This window comes from Clostridium chromiireducens, assembly GCF_002029255.1.
GTDB classification, from domain to species: Bacteria; Bacillota; Clostridia; order Clostridiales; family Clostridiaceae; genus Clostridium; species Clostridium chromiireducens.
The window spans coordinates 53,851-71,224 of record NZ_MZGT01000018.1 but is presented as its reverse complement, the minus strand read 5'-3'; the positions used below and the strand labels follow the sequence as shown (position 1 = coordinate 71,224).

Genomic DNA, 17,374 nt, shown 5'->3' with positions numbered 1-17,374 from the left:
TATGTAAATGTTTAACTAATTTGATGTGGCAATTTATATATAGTGTTATTTTAAATAGTAATATTAATGAATAAAGTAATAATTGGATAGAATTAGCCAAATTTATATAAATTGAAAATAAGGTTATTCAAAGAAAGATAAGAGTATAACAAAATTAATATAATTTATAAAAAGGTGTTTCTAAGGAGACGCTTTTTTTGTTATAGATATTAAATTATAAAGTAATCTCGTTATTTATTTACATAATAACTAATGAAGTATCTTTATTTTTCTATAAAATTAATGAATAAATGATATTTTTGTATTAAAAATATAGTGTAATAAAACTTAAATGGTTATTTTGTGTAGAAACAGATGGAAATTAGTTTGCATAAATAATATAATGTACATAGAGAATAAATTACTTATTAATTTTAAATTCATTTGGAGGTGGATATGAGAGTTGTTAGTGTCTCCAGTTTGAAAGGAAATGAAATTCTTGGAAAACAGATTTACGATGACGCAGGTAGAGTTTTGCTAAGAGTTGGAGTAGAACTTAAGCCTTTTTATATTGAAAAAATTAAGCAACTTGGAATTTTATCAGTTTATATTGATGATGATATATCAAAAAATGTTGTAATTGAAGAAAGTATTTCTGATAAGACTAGGCAAATGAGCAAACATGCTGTTAAGCAAATGATTGATACATATTGCCGTGAAGGAAAAACTGATAATAGCAGTGTAATGAATTCAGTAAACTCAGTAATAGAAGATATACTTTCAAATAAAGATGTTTTAATAAATGTTGCAGATATAAGTGCAAGTGATAATAATATATACTCCCATTCGGTAAATGTATGTGTATTAGCAACAATAATAGGAACCCATATGGGATATACTATGTCAAAGCTTAAGGATGTGGCAACAGGTGCGATATTACATGATATAGGTAGAATAAGAATAATGAATGATAAGAAACTCATTTCGGAGTTTAAGACTAAGGAGGAACTGGATAAGTATATTGAACTTATGCATCCAAAGGTTGGATATGATTTTTTAGGAGAACAGCGTGTTTGGAGTGCATACGTTAAGGTAGCAGCATTAATGCATCATGAAAAAGAGGATGGCAGTGGATATCCTTTAAAACTAAAAGGTGATGAAATCAACCAAGTTGCTAAAATAGTAGCTATATGTGATGTATTTGATAATTTAATATCAGGTAGAGGTGTAAGTGAACCTAAAACAGTGTATGAAGTTATTGAGTATCTTATTGGTATGAGCAATATATATTTTGATGCAAAAATAGTTAGAAAATTTACAATGAATATTGCTGCATTTCCAACTGGGAGCGGGATTATTCTAAATACAAATGAGAAAGGTTTAGTAGTAAAGCAAAATAACTCAATGCCAATGAGGCCAATAATAAAAATTTTATACGATAAAACCGGAAATTTACTTTCAGAGCCTTACGAAGTCGATTTGTTAAAAGAGTTAACAGTTTTTATCACAAAAACTTGTGAAATTTAGTTGGGAGGGATTTTATGAGTGATGAAGAATTTAGGATAAATGCAAGGGGCTCAGATAGTTATTTAAAATTAATACGGAACACTTTTGAGAATTTCTTAAATGTGGATAGCATTAATTATGATATTGAGCTAAAGAATACATTAGAGGAAATAGGGGTAGTATTAGAATTTGATAGAATATACATATATTATTTTTCTAAGGATCCTACTTTTATGAGAATAGAGTGTCAATGGAATAGGGATACTGTTAAGCCAAAAAGAGAATTTCAAGAAGAAGAGGTGGTTTATACTCTTCCGTGGCTCACGCGTCAAATTAAGACAAGCAATTTTGTAGTAATAGATAACATTGAAGAGCTTCCCACAGAGGCGATGTTTGAAGCAGAGGTTTTTAAAAATGAGGGAATAATATCTGCTCTTATAATTCCATTAACATATGAAGAAAACTTAATTGGTTATATTGGTTATGAAAGTTTGTCAAGAGCTATCAATTGGGATGATGAGCAAGTAGAAATGTTAAGAAAAATTTCAAAAGCTTTTTCATATACGCGAATGAGAATAGGAAAGGAAAAATCATATGAGTCGATTATTGAGGGGCAATCAATTTTACTTAATAATTCTCAGTCGCAGATTTGGGCGTTAAGTAATGTTACGTCATATGCAACCGTAAATGAATCTCATGCAAGTTTTTTTGGAAAGAATAAGAGCGATTTAGAATATCAAGATCTTTATGATATATTTGATATAGATACCGCAAATATACTTTCACAGAATAACTGGGAGTTGTTTCAAAAGAACGAGCCGGCAGAAAAAGAATTGGAAATTAAGAATTCGAAAGGTGAAAATAGATTACTTAAAATTAAGAGTAAGCCTCAAAAGGATGAAACAGGAAATATAAAATATCTCATCTGCACTGCTGAAGATATTACAGAGCAAAAAAGGGCAGAAATTGAGCTTTGTAAAGCAAAAGAAGAGGCAGAGGCGGCCAATATTGCAAAGAGTCAGTTTCTTGCAAATATGTCTCATGAAATAAGAACTCCGATGAATGGTATATTCGGATTTCTTGAATTATTACAATCAACAAACTTATCATTTGAACAAAAAGAGTATATTCGAGATGCAAAATCTGCATCAGAAGTATTATTACATATTATAAATGATATATTAGATTTTTCGAAAATCGAAGCTAAAAAATTAACAATGGAAAGTATTAGATTTAACTTAAGAACGATAATTGAAGATGCTGTTTCTCTGCTTGTGCCAAGAGCAACTGAAAAAGGATTGGAACTTAATGTGATGATTAAATCAGGTGTTCCTGAAGAAGTTATTGGTGATCCGTCAAGGCTTAGGCAGGTGCTTACAAATCTGATTAGTAATGCAGTAAAATTTACTGAAAGCGGTGAGATATCTATTATAGCTGACCATTTAGAGGAAGACAATGAGGTAGCTGTGCTCAGATTTGAAGTAAGAGATACTGGGATTGGGATTCACAAAGAGGATATTGAAAATATATTTAAATCTTTTAGTCAGGCAGACGCTTCAACGACTAGAAAGTATGGTGGAACAGGACTTGGGCTCGCTATATCTAGTGAATTGGTGAAAATGATGGGTGGCGATATTTCTGTTGAAAGTACATTTGGTGAAGGCTCTATATTCAAATTTAATATAAGATTGAAGATAGCAAAAAGAGCTTCGGAACAAAACTTTATGTTTGAAAAACTTGATGATATGAATATTTTAGTTGTGGATGATAGCGAAAACAATAGGGCAGTTGTTAAATCATACCTTAAAGAAGTTGGATTAAAAGTATTTGAAGCTAAGGATGCCGGAAATGGGGTTACCACAATAATATCAAATGCCAATACACAAAACAAAATAAGCATTGCTATCATTGATTATGAAATGCCAGGTATTAGCGGATATGAACTTGCCACTACATTAAAAAACATACCTATTGCAAAAGATATTAAATTAATACTTTTAACTTCTTCAGCTCAAAGGGAATATGGTAGGAATGCAAAACAATATGGATTTTCATCATATTTGACTAAGCCTATAAGACGAGATGATTTGCTTAACTGTATAGCTGTAGCACTGGGACTTAAAAAAGACGATGAAGAAGATGGAGTTGCAGAGAAACATTTAATAGAGGAAATCCATGATCCAATAAAACCGAGAATTTTATTAGTCGAAGATAATGAAGTTAATCGTAAAATTTTTATAAGCATGCTTAAATCTCATAATATGACTTGTGATGTGTCGATAGATGGTAGCCAGGCATTAAAGGCAGTGTCAGAGAAAGATTACGATATTGTTTTTATGGATTGTCAGATGCCAGTAATGGATGGATATGAAAGTACAGCAAGAATAAGGCGACTTGAAAGTAATAAAAAGAATACTAAAATCATTGCAGTAACTGCTAATGCTATGGAAGGTGATAGCACAAAGTGCATTGATGCTGGTATGGATGATTATATTAGTAAGCCTATCGATTTTGAGATTGTATTTAAAATGATAGAAGAATGTATTAAAAACAAAAAGCCTGAAATTGACTATTTTAATTTTATAGAAAGTAATATTGACAATTTTGTTGATACCACTGGACTTGAAAGAGAAGATGCAAGAGAAATATTTGAAGATTATATAAGATGTCTTCCAGATTTATTTGGAGGCATTGAAGATGCGATTGAGTGCAAGAATTTTGAAAAACTAGCAAAAGTGATTCATGAATTGAAAGGTTCTTCTGGAACTTTAAGAATTACTTCTATTCACGAACTGTCTATAAAACTTGAGGAAAAAGCTAAAGAACAAAAATTAGATGAATGTATTGAGCTTTTTACTCAAATAAAAGGTTTGTTCCATTAATGGATTTTAAGAAGCACTAATAAATTTTTATAAAATCAGATATATAAAGGAGTATTGAAATGAAAAAAGTATTAATAGTTGACGATTCATCATATATGAGGATGTTTATAAAAAAGGTAATCCAAAAAGGTGGATCATACTTAATAATTGAGGCGTCAAACAAAGATGAAGCAATCGAAATGTATAATAATGAAGAACCAGATATAGTGATTTTAGATTTGAATATGTCTGAGGAAACTAAAGATGGTATTTCGCTTTTAATCCAAATAATGAGTATCGATCCTGAAGCCATTGCAATTGTTATTTCCGCAGTAAGGTATGAAGATGTTAAGGATGAATGTTTATCACTTGGAGCTAAACATTATCTTCAAAAACCTTTTGAAACTGAAACTTTATTAGGAGTATTAGAAGAATATAAATAAAGTAAAATTATTGAAATTTAATTCGTATTAATTAGGTAGAAATAATAAGCTGAGTTTTCTTAATATGGGAATCTTAGCTTATTATTTTTATTAAAATAGATATTTTTTGAAAGTAAATAATTACGAAAACAATATCATAGTTTGCTAAAGCGTTAAAAATATATGGTATTTTTTAAATATTTGCTAGCATAATATCGAAAAGCTAATCAAATGTTTAATAATGAATAAGAAAAATTAAAGAAATGATAATTCATATACGTTGGATTGACAAACAAGGAAATAGTTGTTAATATATAAGTATTCCTAGTGGGATTGTATGAATTAAATGAAAGTAGTAAAAGGTGATAGATGAATGAATATCGACTGGAATTTTGTAGTGACTAATTTACCTTTGTATGAAAAAGCTGCATGGCTTACATTGAAGTTGGCTTTTGCTGGCATAATTTTATCACTGGTAATTGGGCTACTATGTAGCATAATATTATATTTCAAAGTGAAGGTGCTTGATATTATAGTACAAGCTTATATAGAACTTTCAAGAAATACTCCGCTTCTTGTACAAATATTTTTCCTATATTTTGGATTGCCAAAACTGGGTATAAAAATGAGTGAAAGTACTTGTGCAATAATTGGACTAGCGTTCTTAGGGGGAAGCTATATGGCAGAAGCTTTTAGAAGTGGTGTAGAGGCTGTGAGCAAGACACAAGTTGAATCTGGAGTTAGTATTGGACTTTCAAACACTCAACTTATTAGGTATGTTATAATTCCTCAGGCCTTTTCAGTAAGTATGCCTTCAATAAGTGCAAATTGTATATTTTTGTTAAAGGAAACCTCGATTCTTGGAGCCATATCCATAATGGACCTTACAAATTTAACAAAAGATTTAATAGGAATGTATTATAAGACATTTGAATCACTAGCATTGTTAGTTTCGATTTACCTTATTATGATTCTTCCTTTATCAGTTATGTTGTCTTGGTTAGAAAGGAAGGTGCGATATGCAGAATTCGGCAATTAACGTTATTTTTCAAGAAAACAATATTAAGCGTTTATTTGAAGGTTTATTTGTAACAGCAGAGATAGCTTTTATATCTATTATTATAGGCTCTATCTTAGGAATACTTATTGGTTTAAGTAGAACAACAAAATATAAATTAGTATTGCTTATAAACAGAATTTATCTTGAAGCGTTTAGAATAATACCAACTTTGGTTTGGCTGTTCGTCTTCTATTTTGGAGTTACCACAGCATTAAACATAGATCTTAGTGGAGAAGTAGTATCTATAATTGTATTTACCCTTTGGGGAGCGGCCGAAATGGGGGATATAGTAAGAGGGGCACTTCAATCATTGCCAAAACATCAAATTGAATCTGGTAATGCGTTAGGCCTAAATTACTATCAAGTTTATAGGTATGTACTTATACCTCAAGCTATAAGACGAATGATACCGGGAACTATTAACTTGGCTACTAGAATGATAAAAACCACCTCGCTTGTAGTATTAATAGGTGTTATAGATGTGGTCAAAATGGGTCAGCAAATTATTGAAGCTTCAAGATTTCAATTTCCTACTGCATCTTTCTGGATTTATGGTTTTATATTCTTCTTGTATTTTATAATATGTTATCCGCTATCCAGAATATCAAAAAGACTAGAATCAAAGTGGATTAATTAGGAGGAGCATATATGAATAAGAATAATAATCCTGTTTTACTTAAAATACAGGATGTTCATAAAAAATACGATGATAAAGAGATATTAAAAGGAATAGATTTAAGCCTTCATAAAGGAGAAGTTTTAGTTGTTCTGGGACCTTCAGGTTGTGGTAAAAGTACTTTCTTAAGATGTTTAAATGGTCTTGAGAAAATTCAAGGTGGAGATATTAAATTTAAAGACCAAAGCTTTACAGATAAAAATGCTGATTGGCAAAAAATACATGAGAAAATAGGTATGGTATTTCAAAACTATGAACTATTTCCTCATATGACTGTTATCGAAAACATACTTTTAGGTCCATTAAAAGTTCAAAAGAGAAATAAAGCTGAAGCCCTTGCAGAGGCAGAGCAACTTTTGGAAAAGGTTGGACTTTTAGATAGGAAAGACTCGTATCCTCGTCAGCTTTCTGGAGGGCAAAAGCAAAGAATTGCAATTGTTAGAGCATTATGTATGAATCCAGAAATTATTCTTTTTGATGAAGTTACTGCATCTCTTGATCCAGAGATGGTTAGAGAAGTCCTAGATGTTATACTGGGCTTAGCTAAGCAGGGGATGACTATGGTTATTGTAACTCATGAAATGGGATTTGCAGAAGCAGTAGCAGATAGGATAATTTTTATGGATGAGGGAAAAATATGTGAAGAATCAGAACCAAAAGAATTCTTTACGAATCCAAAGACTGAACGTGCTAAGCACTTTCTAAATATATTTCAATTTTAATTTAATAAGGGGATGACAAACTATGAAAAGCATAAAAAAAATAGTAGCAGCATTACTTTTAAGTACTGTAGTAGTTGGAGGTTTTGCAGGCTGTGGTAATTCAGCGCAATCTAATAAGGGTGATAATAAATCTGCTTCAAGTTCTATAGAAGATATTAAAAAACGTGGAACAATAAAAATAGGTGTATTTAGTGATAAAGCTCCATTTGGTTATGTAGATTCAGAAGGAAAAAACCAAGGTTTTGATGTATATATTGCAAAAAGATTTGCAAAAGATCTTCTTGGTGACGAATCAAAAGTTGAATTTGTTTTAGTGGATGCAGCAAGTAGAGTATCTTATTTAGAATCTAAAAAGGTCGATATAATAATGGCTAACTTTACTGTCACAGATGAAAGAAAAGAAAAAGTTGATTTTGCAAATCCTTATATGAAGGTATCTCTTGGAATTGTTTCGCCAGATAGTGCTAAAATAACTTCAGAAGATCAACTTAAAGGTAAAAAGGTTATAGTTGCTAAAGGAACAACTGCTGAAACTTATATGACTAAGAGTCATCCAGATGTTGAGTTAGTTAAGTATGAACAGTATTCAGAAATTTTCCAAGCTTTAAAAGATAAACGTGGTGATGCTATATTAAGTGATAACACAGAAGTTATAGCATGGGCTAAAGATAATGCAGGATTCTCTGTTGGTGTACCATCACTTGGAAGTCAAGACACAATTGCACCAGCTGTAACTAAAGGTAACACAGAACTTAAAGATTGGATTAATAGTGAACTTGAAAGTTTAGGTAAAGAAAATTTTGTACACAAAGCTTATGATGAAACATTAAAATCAGTTTATGGTGCCGAATTTGAAGATAGCCTTGTAGTTGAAGGTGGAAAAATAAAATAATTAAAAATAAGGATGTGGAATGCTATGCAAACCGCATCCTTATTTTTTACTTATATAATTTCAGTGGATTATTGTAATAAAAATTTCTAATTATAAGAAAATAGTATAAGCTAAGATGACTAAGCAGCAAAATACTAATATACACAGAATGAGTAAGTATGAAATATTTTTTTTATATAAATTTATTTTATCAATTAATTTGGTAAATTTATGTGGTATAATAATAGAATAATATATATATTTAGTATATATATGGTTTATAAGTTTTAAATTGGTAGAACGTGTAGTTGAATAATTCCGTTTTTTATGAATCATGCCTGATTCTCTATATATAAGTAAACAATTACAAAATCGCATAAGCTTGGAATTATTCTAATTTATTTTCCTAGATTAAAATAATAATGGATTACATAATGCGTAATATTAATGAGCAAATAATCTAAGGGAATAAATATTTTAGGTGAGAGGTGTTCAATAATATGGATGTATATGTTGCTAGACAAGCGATATTTGATATTAACAAAGAAGTAATTGCCTATGAGGTACTTTTTAGAAATAATAATATTGATAATGAATTTATTTCCATAAAAAATGTAAACCCTACTCTAGATGTAATCAGAAATAGTTTTTTTGTCATAGGTATCAATAAAATTACCGGAGGAAAGAAAGCCTTTGTAAATTTTGACGAAGAACTTATAAAATCAGAAATTATTGAAAGATTTTCAAAAGATCATCTAGCAGTGGAAGTATTAGAGTCAGTAAAACCTGATTATGTAATTATTGATTGCTGTAGAAGGCTTAAAGAGAAAGGGTATATAATTGCACTAGATGATTTTAGTTATAATGAACAATTTGATAAATTAATGAAATATATTGATATAATAAAAGTTGACTTTCTTGTCACAAAAGGTAAAGAACGAAAAGAAATTATAAGTAAGATAAAAAATACAAATATTAATATTAAATTTCTTGCTGAAAAAGTTGAAACAGAAGAGGAATATAGGGAAGCATTAAGTTATGGCTATTCATATTTCCAGGGATATTTTTTTTGTAGGCCAGTAATAATATCGGGGAGGGATGTATCTGGCTACAAGTTTACGTATATGAATTTAATAAATGAATTAAATAAAGAAACTGTAAATATAGAAGTAGTTGAAGCATTGGTGAAAAGTGATGTTTTTTTGTCATATAAATTACTTAAAGAGGCAAATTCAGCGTATCACTATATAAAAAGAAAAATAGTATCAATTCGAGATGCTATAATGATTATTGGAATTAATGAATTAAAGCGGTGGATTTTTATTATTACACTTAAACAAATAGGAGAAAATAATATAGATGAACTTGTACGAATGTCTTTAATTAGGGCTTCATTTATGGAAGTGGTAAGTAAGAAATTTCATTTAGATATACCAGCGTTTGACGCGTTTTTGACAGGGATTTTTTCTTTGATTCATGTACTTCTAAAAATGCCAATAGAGAAAATTTTAATTGATCTGCCAATATCTTCTGATGTCAAAGATGCATTGCTTGGAAAAAATAACATAATTCTAGAGCTGTTGGAATTAACTATTGAATATGAAAAAGGAAATTGGATAGAAGTAAATAAACTAATTAAAAAATTTGAACTTAATGAAGAGTTTGTAGGAAATTGTTACTTAAATTCAATCATAAATCTTAAAATTTTAGAGGAGATATAAATGGCCTGAATTTAAGAGTTTATAAATAAACTAAAGGATACTATGGATGATAAGATGAATCTACTCAGAGAAAAATTTTCGCTGAGTAGATTTTCTGTTTACGATAATTTAAAGAGAAAATTAAAAAGACCCCATTGGGGGTGAATAATTTTAATTCAAAATGAGTGAAAATATAATGTATAATTCAAATAACTTTTACAACTAAAAATTTCTATTTCAATATTTTAGTCATTATATATTTCACCCATAACTATATGAGAAAATCATATTTTAACTCTATAGCTACCATTATCAACATATTAAAGAGCTATCTTTTCTGAATTAGTATCAATAGCAGAAATTAGAGTAATTTTCTCGTGCTCAATCATTATATTTGTATTTTCAATACTAGGTTCTTTTACAGTAACAATAAGATTTTTAGGACCATTTGCAGTTTCGATAGCATTATTTATAACTTTAATAGCGTGAGCGAAAACATGTTTTGCAGTCTTATTTGATGAAAATACAACTGCATTTCCAGCTCTAAGCATTGAAATACTGTTATTAATTATAGTTTTGATTGGATTAGATGATGGTGTAACGACTCCATTAACTGTAAAAGAATTTTCTAAATTATTAAATTTATTATTTGAAGTTAACATTGCTTCATGATATTTATCATTTTCACTGTTAGCTAATGCATTCATATTTTCACAAAGAAGATCATCATATGAGTTAGTACCTATCTGTTTGCAAGTCATTAAACTGAGTTCTTCAATGTGAAATTTTAATTCTTTAATAACCGCATTTATAATGTCGTTTCTTCTTGAATGGCTATATTTAGAATATTCTTCACATGCCTCATAAGCTGAATCAATAGCATCGTTCATAGTGTCAAATACCCCATAATCACCTTGTTTATCAATAATAATTGCATATTGGATTGGTTTTTTTACTATCATCATATTATCTCCTTATCATTATATTACTTAATAATATTTAAATTTAATTCCGATAAAATACTCTACACTAGATCATTGTGCAAATTAAAGTTAAAAAATTAACGTTAATAATTTAACAATAATATTGAAAAAAATATAGAAATACTTTATTATTATTATATTAACTATTATAACAATGTGTTACTCACTATTCAAGTGTTTGTTGAGAATTTTCTGAATTTTATTTTTGTGTGTTAAAAAACTAACTATACATGATATTGTATTAAAATTTAACGTATAATTATTTTATTGATAAATACTATTTTAACAAATTTAGCTGCAATAATATAAGGTAAGTTTATTTTTATTTGTATATATGAGGATTTTATTAATGGTGGCCATGGATAATTGGGGATAGGAATATGGAAATAAGATTTTTTACCCAAAATATATTGGTTTAGATAAGTTTATGATATACTAATAGAAGTCTTATTATATAATAAGAAACTAACTTATTAAATGAGCAATAAAAGAGATTTTACAAAGGAAGAGTAGTAATATATGAGATTAGATAAATTTTTAGCCGAGTCTTCTATTGGAAATAGAAAAATGGTTAGAAACTATATTAAAGATGGAATGGTAAAAGTAAACGGTGATGTGAAAAATGAGCCAGCAGTAGAAGTTAATAAAGATTATGATGTTATTGAATATATTGATAAGGTGGTTTGTTATACTGGAAAAGTATACTATATGTTTCATAAACCAGCTGGCTATATAACAGCAAGAACTGATGAGGTTAATAGAACAGTATTTGATTTCTTCAATGGTATAAATATGGATGGAGTATTTCATGTGGGCCGATTGGACAAAGATACAGAAGGTTTGTTGCTACTTACAAATGATGGTGAGTTTGAACATCAATTGATGTTTCCAGAAAAGCATGTTGAAAAAACTTATTTCTTTTGGGCATTTGGTTCTTTAAATGAAGAAGAAAAGAAAAGATTAGAACAGGGAATTGATATTGGACAAGGTAGTAATGAAGTGTTTACAAAACCTGCAAAAATACAAGTAAAAAGATTTGGAATGTATAATGAACTCAAAGGTGAAATGCCTATTAAAAATTTATATAATATTGACTCAAAGAAGTATGAGCAACCAGTTATTTCTGGATATCTTACTATTTCAGAGGGACGTAAACATCAAGTGAAACGTATGTTAAAGGCAGTGGGATGTTATATTGTATATTTAAAGAGGATTTCAATTGGAGGATTAGTTCTAGATGAATCACTGGAAAGAGGTCAGCATAGGCCATTGACAAAAGCTGAAGTCCAAAAGATATTAGGACCTGTGTAATGCAAAACTCATTCCTGTTCTAAACAGGATCGCTAAGGTTTTTAGTACAGAATGGAAGACTGTGTGGTAAGTAGAACGTTGCAGAATGATTACAAAAGATAGTTGTGTTGACTATCTTTTTTTGTATAAAAAATAAATAGTATTCTGTTAGGTTTTAAAGTAAAAAAATTAGTATGAGTTTATTTGATTTTCATTCATTTCTCATGATATAAAACTAATTAGATCTATAAAATAATAATAAAGAAATAGTAGAAATGAAAAGGATTTAATGTTAAAATATGATAAAAATGATATTAATATTATCAGCAATATTTGTAGAGTAAGGATACTTATTTGCTTTTATGGAAGTATAATAAAGGAAAATATATATTAAAATTTATAGGGGTAATGAATATGAGTGAGTTTTTGTTGGATACTAATGTTATAATATTGCTTTGGAAACAACATCCTTTTGTTATTGATAGACTTATAGAAGAAGATAAGCTTAAAATATTAAGAGAAGTGAGCCAAGAACTTATTTCGAGAAAATGGAAAGACTATAAAAAAGAAGGAATATTATCGGAAAGATTTTGTAAATTACTTAAATGTATTATACAGGTTGATGAGAGGAATATCAAGGAATTCTACAGAATGTTAGATTTAAAATACTCTAGTCAAGATGATTCTTATTTTGATAATACAGAAAAGTTGTCTGAAAACGATTTGTTACTTTTGTATGCGTGCTACTTAGATGAAAAGTTTATATTAGTTACAGAAGATAGATATTTATATAAGACTGCAAAGTATATATTAGGTAGTGATAGAGTAATAACAGTTAATATGTTAGTAGATAATTAAATACAGATGGTATAAACAATAAATAAATATATCATGCAGTGGGACATTACTTTTAAAGTTTATGAAATTATTAATCAAAAGCTTAAAGCAGTTTATGGCTACTTTAAGCTTTTGAATTTTTAGTTATCACAAAATAAAAATACGATGAATCAAGAGAATAATATGTAAAATTTGAAAATATGATTATATTAAAAGAAAGTAGTAGATAAAAAATTGAGAGAATTAATAATTCATAGTCTTTCATTAATTTCTTGTATAAAATAAATTTCATTATTGTAGGAGAAGATGAACATGAATATTGATAATAAGAAAGAGAAAACAGATGAAAAGAATAATAAAATTCGGTTGAAAAGAAAAAAAACTAATATGTTATTAGCAGCTTTCATGATTTTTATTTTTCCTATAATTGCTATATTTATAGGTGCGTTTATAGGTAGTTATATTGGGAATTTCATTGAAGTTTCTACTAAAACATCAGAAATTATAGGTGGAGTGATTGGATTTGTGTTATCAGCGGTCATAATAAAATTATTTGATAAACATTCTAAAATAGATGAGAATTTGGAGAAAATTTATTGGGACGATTTATAAGAAATAGTTTGTCCTAAAACAGATTAGTAAAAAATAATCTGTTTTAGGACATAAAGATTAAATCTAAAGTTTTGTAATGACTGGAAGGTTTAATTTTTTCATATAGCAAATCATTCGGATAGAAAAGATAGTAATTAATGATATATGTTGTGCAACATGAGTACCCATGACAGGATACAAGAACCATAATAAGAGTGAACCTAAAATGCCAGCGACACAATAAATATCAGTTTTAAATATTTCAGGTTTTCTGTTTGTAATTATATCTCGAAGCAGTCCGCCGCCAACGCCGGTTATACTTGCAGCAAATAGGAATAACATAAGATTGTGTCCTCTTTCAATCGCTTTAATTCCAGAAGAAACAAAAAAAGCAGAGAGTCCTATTGCATCTATTATGACGAATAAAGTATTATATTTCACTTTACCACGAAGTATAATAGGAATTGTTGCCCCCAATATAATAAAAGGGATGGTCGTGTAATTTGAAAAAAACAAAGGAATCCCAACGTTTGTAACAATATCACGAAGAACACCACCTCCCATGGCTGTTATGGTGGCTAACATATATATACCGAATAAATCAAATTTTTCATCTATTGCAACATAAGCACCAGATGCTGCAAAGGCAAAGATACCTAGATATTCTAGTAGGGCTATATCATACATAAATAAATCATTCCTTCCAATTTGTATTTTACGCACAATAAAAGAGGCGAATTGGATAAAACAATTCGCCTCTGTTATTGTACCTGAAAGATTCTCTTTATAACTTTTACATTCAAAAAATAACTAGCTGTACGCTTCTTTATTTTATTCTGTATTTCAAATCAAAAGATTGCTTCTTGGGTGTCATTAGACTTTCCAGAGTTTCGTCAGAATTCGGTCCTTTTGCCTGAGAGTTTGTTGCGACTTCACCTTCGGCGCTGCGTGTGTTGCAGGCTCTCCCCAATTCGTTATACGAGCACTATAAATTACTTAAATTATTATAATTAAAATTCTACTGCATGTCAACAAAAATGAGATTAACATAAAATGATTGTGAAATTGAATAAGATACTTCAAACTAGTAGCTTGAAGTATAGTTCATAATATTCAACCCTCATTATACATAAATTTTCAAAGTTATTTTAATCTTACATTATATTGCTCGAGCAAAGCCATTATTGTATTACTTAGTGGAGATTCTGTAATAATGCTATAAAAATCTGTTATATTTGAAAAATTAATAATTCCATCTAAGTTGAATCGTTCACTCGGTGCCATTAGATATAATTCCTTTGATATGTTCATAATAGCTTTTTTCGTTCCTGCATCTTCAGAAAGCCCAGTACTAATACTGCCATCTCTAAGGTCAATCCCATTACATCCAATAAATGCCTTGTTACATCTATATAATTTAATTTGTTCGATAGAATGAGAACCTATATTTCCGCCCACAAGAGGATTATAATCTCCGCCTATAAAAATGACATGCATCTTCGAATGTAATTGAATCATTGATGATATTTCAACCATGTTTGTGATTAAAGTAATATTTTTATTATTTTCTATAAGTAATTTTGTAAGAAAATATGATATGCTTGATGCATCTAAAAATACTGTATCTCCTTCATTTATCAGTTCATATGCTTTTTTTGCAATAATTTCTTTTAAATCTGTATCAATTTCAACTCTTTTAAATAAACTCTCATTATGTGCTATGGTGCGCTTCATATTAATAGCACCTCCATAAGTACGTTGAAGTAAATTATCCTTTTCTAGAACCTGAAGATCTTTTCTGATCATACTTTCACTAACCTGAAATTGTGTGCTTAAATCTTTAACTAATACTTTTCCCTCTTTTTGTAATATATCTAAAATATGTTTGTGTCTTTCTTCGATAAACATAGTTTCCTCCAATTTGTTATTGTTTATTTCTATTTTAACAATATATGTATTAGAATGCAATTAGATCAATTGACAAATGAGAACGAATGAGATAAAATGATATTAAACTACAACAAAACAGACTAAGTGAGAACGAATTGTTATAAAAGGAGGATGCAAATATGAAAAGAGCAATATTTTTTGATATAGACGGAACTATATTAGACTGCTTAAATGGAATAATAGATATTACTCCTAGAGTAAAAAAAGCTATACGTTCATTGCAATCAAATGGGGATTATGTGTTTATTGCGACGGGTAGACCATATGCTTTTTTGAATGAAGTTATATGCGATTTTGGTTTTGATGGTTTTGTTCTTACAAATGGAGCATATGTAAAGGTTAAGGAAAAATGTATATATAAAGAAAGTATTAGTAAGGATTCTATTAAAGAGATGGTGTGCAATTTTGAAAAGTTGAATATTCAACATATATTGCAAGGAGAATTATATTCTTATATTAAAGATGAGTATAAAGAGCTGCATTCATTTTATGATTCCTTTAGCATATCTAAGAAATATTTAGAGGGGAATTATAATATTGGAGATGTTGATATATATAAAATTGAAATGTTATGTAGTGATAAAAGCGGAGTAGATTACTGCTTATCATTAGGTAAAGGAGATTATGATTATATTCATAATGTGAAAGAAGGATCTTTTGAATTGTATTCAAAATCAAATACAAAAGCTTCAGGAATTATAAAAGTACTTGATTACTTAGATATCCCAGTACAGAATAGTTATGCATTTGGTGATGGAAAAAATGATATTGAAATGTTATCTTCTGTTGGATGTGGAATAGCAATGGGCAATGCCGAAGATTATGTTAAGAGTTATGCTAAGAAAATTACAGATACGGTACAAAATGATGGAGTAGCTTTAGAAATAGAAAAGTTTATTTTATAAAATAAAGGTATATGTGGATTTTAAAGTTTGGAATTAATAGCTTGTACTTAATTATAAATTAAGTACAAGCTATATTTATAATTATATGACACTAAAAAATGGATGCTTTATTAGAATATTCAACAGCATTTCATTTATTTGTAGCTAATTAATTTATGACTTTATTACCATAATATATGTAGATAACTGTTATAAATAGCCGTTTTATATGAAATTCTGAAAAGTTTATCAAGTTATAACAGAAATTACTTTTGCAATTATATAATTCATAGTCTACAATAATCAAATACCATATCGGTGACTAATGTAGTATAAATATCAAACCAATAGAGGCTACAAATAAAACACAAGGAGTGGTTGTAGGTGTTTAATAAATTAAGATGAAACATATTAATTGTACACATAGTATTAGCAATATGTTTAATGAGTCTTGGAACAGATTATTTCAATATGGGGACAAAAAACATTGTAATAAATAAATTTGCTGCAGGCAAATACGAAGAAAGTTCTAAGATAGATAATTCTGATATTAATGAGAATCAGAATCCAGCAGAAAAATATACTGAGACGGTATCAAATAATAATATAGATAAAGCATTAAAAGAGCCTGAAAAGGTTCAAATGTTGTCAGAAAAATCTCAAGAAACTCAAAAAACTTTAGGTAAACCTATTAAAGCCGAATTAACTGCATACTCAAATGATCCTAGATGTTCAGGACAATGGGAATCACAAACAGCGATGCAGACTAAAACGAGAATAGGTGTTATAGCGGCTCCATCAAAAATACCTCTTGGAAGTAAAATTTATATTCCAGAGTTAAAAAATTATAAAGCCGATGGTATGTTTGATGTTGAAGATAGAGGTGGAGCAATTAAAATTAAGAAAGATGGTACATACGTAATAGATGTGTGGGTATCAACTTATGAAGAAGCAGTAAAATTCGGAAGAAAAAAGACTACAATTTACTTAGTGGAGTAATATTGTGAGTTGAAATACATATACGTTAAAATATAATTCTTGA

The 17,374-nt window shown here is 28.9% G+C and carries 16 protein-coding genes and 1 riboswitch; of the genes, 13 read left to right on the top strand and 3 right to left on the bottom strand.

Annotation, left to right across the window (positions count from 1 at the left end; all coding sequences use genetic code 11):
• Positions 1–435 precede the first annotated feature (435 nt).
• The 8 genes from CLCHR_RS08380 (at position 436) to CLCHR_RS08345 (ending at position 9,818) form a co-directional block, all read left to right on the top strand.
• Positions 436–1,506, top strand: coding sequence for an HD-GYP domain-containing protein (locus CLCHR_RS08380; RefSeq protein WP_079439254.1), 1,071 nt, complete (start codon positions 436–438; stop codon positions 1,504–1,506).
• A gap of 14 nt (positions 1,507–1,520) precedes the next feature.
• A complete protein-coding gene (locus CLCHR_RS08375; protein WP_079439253.1) occupies positions 1,521–4,367 on the top strand; it encodes a response regulator in 2,847 nt (948 codons plus the stop codon).
• A gap of 59 nt (positions 4,368–4,426) precedes the next feature.
• Positions 4,427–4,789, top strand: a complete 363-nt coding sequence (locus CLCHR_RS08370) for a response regulator (protein ID WP_079439252.1) — start codon at positions 4,427–4,429, stop codon at positions 4,787–4,789.
• 352 nt (positions 4,790–5,141) lie between these two features.
• On the top strand, positions 5,142–5,807 hold the full coding sequence (locus tag CLCHR_RS08365; RefSeq protein WP_079439251.1) for an amino acid ABC transporter permease: 666 nt from the start codon (positions 5,142–5,144) through the stop codon (positions 5,805–5,807).
• Positions 5,788–6,465, top strand: coding sequence for an amino acid ABC transporter permease (locus tag CLCHR_RS08360; protein ID WP_079439250.1), 678 nt, complete (start codon positions 5,788–5,790; stop codon positions 6,463–6,465). Before CLCHR_RS08365 ends, CLCHR_RS08360 begins: the two co-directional genes overlap by 20 nt.
• An 11-nt stretch (positions 6,466–6,476) precedes the next feature.
• On the top strand, positions 6,477–7,226 hold the full coding sequence (locus tag CLCHR_RS08355; protein WP_079439249.1) for an amino acid ABC transporter ATP-binding protein: 750 nt from the start codon (positions 6,477–6,479) through the stop codon (positions 7,224–7,226).
• A gap of 22 nt (positions 7,227–7,248) precedes the next feature.
• Positions 7,249–8,118, top strand: coding sequence for a cysteine ABC transporter substrate-binding protein (locus tag CLCHR_RS08350; RefSeq protein ID WP_079439248.1), 870 nt, complete (start codon positions 7,249–7,251; stop codon positions 8,116–8,118).
• Positions 8,119–8,597: 479 nt separating this feature from the next.
• Positions 8,598–9,818 (top strand): EAL and HDOD domain-containing protein, encoded by a 1,221-nt coding sequence (locus CLCHR_RS08345; protein WP_079439247.1) that lies wholly within the window; start codon positions 8,598–8,600, stop codon positions 9,816–9,818.
• Between the two features lie 299 nt (positions 9,819–10,117).
• Here CLCHR_RS08345 and CLCHR_RS08340 read toward each other — a convergent pair whose 3' ends face one another.
• Complete coding sequence (locus CLCHR_RS08340; protein WP_079439246.1) at positions 10,118–10,759, bottom strand: aldehyde dehydrogenase family protein; 642 nt, start codon at positions 10,757–10,759, stop codon at positions 10,118–10,120.
• 540 nt (positions 10,760–11,299) lie between these two features.
• Between CLCHR_RS08340 and CLCHR_RS08335 the strand changes: the two genes are divergently transcribed.
• From CLCHR_RS08335 to CLCHR_RS08325, 3 genes are all read left to right on the top strand, one after another.
• Positions 11,300–12,091: a pseudouridine synthase gene (locus tag CLCHR_RS08335; RefSeq protein ID WP_079439245.1), complete on the top strand. Its 792-nt coding sequence runs from the start codon at positions 11,300–11,302 to the stop codon at positions 12,089–12,091.
• A 393-nt stretch (positions 12,092–12,484) separates the two neighbouring features.
• Positions 12,485–12,928 (top strand): PIN domain-containing protein, encoded by a 444-nt coding sequence (locus tag CLCHR_RS08330; protein WP_079439244.1) that lies wholly within the window; start codon positions 12,485–12,487, stop codon positions 12,926–12,928.
• A gap of 291 nt (positions 12,929–13,219) precedes the next feature.
• Positions 13,220–13,519 (top strand): SoxR reducing system RseC family protein, encoded by a 300-nt coding sequence (locus tag CLCHR_RS08325; protein WP_079439243.1) that lies wholly within the window; start codon positions 13,220–13,222, stop codon positions 13,517–13,519.
• 63 nt (positions 13,520–13,582) lie between these two features.
• Here the strand turns inward: CLCHR_RS08325 and CLCHR_RS08320 are convergent, their stop codons facing one another.
• Both CLCHR_RS08320 and CLCHR_RS08315 read right to left on the bottom strand, forming a co-directional pair.
• Positions 13,583–14,221, bottom strand: coding sequence for a trimeric intracellular cation channel family protein (locus tag CLCHR_RS08320; RefSeq protein ID WP_242966004.1), 639 nt, complete (start codon positions 14,219–14,221; stop codon positions 13,583–13,585).
• A gap of 168 nt (positions 14,222–14,389) precedes the next feature.
• A riboswitch (glycine riboswitch) is annotated at positions 14,390–14,476 on the bottom strand.
• A 165-nt stretch (positions 14,477–14,641) separates the two neighbouring features.
• A complete protein-coding gene (locus CLCHR_RS08315) occupies positions 14,642–15,406 on the bottom strand; it encodes a DeoR/GlpR family DNA-binding transcription regulator (protein ID WP_079439241.1) in 765 nt (254 codons plus the stop codon).
• Positions 15,407–15,567: 161 nt separating this feature from the next.
• Here CLCHR_RS08315 and CLCHR_RS08310 point away from each other — a divergent pair, with 161 nt between their 5' ends.
• Together CLCHR_RS08310 and CLCHR_RS08305 are read left to right on the top strand one after the other, a co-directional pair.
• Positions 15,568–16,353, top strand: a complete 786-nt coding sequence (locus CLCHR_RS08310; RefSeq protein WP_079439240.1) for a Cof-type HAD-IIB family hydrolase — start codon at positions 15,568–15,570, stop codon at positions 16,351–16,353.
• A gap of 450 nt (positions 16,354–16,803) precedes the next feature.
• The gene (locus CLCHR_RS08305) at positions 16,804–17,331 is read left to right on the top strand and encodes a 3D domain-containing protein (RefSeq protein WP_242966003.1); all 528 of its coding nucleotides are present in this window, start codon (positions 16,804–16,806) and stop codon (positions 17,329–17,331) included.
• Positions 17,332–17,374 lie beyond the last annotated feature (43 nt).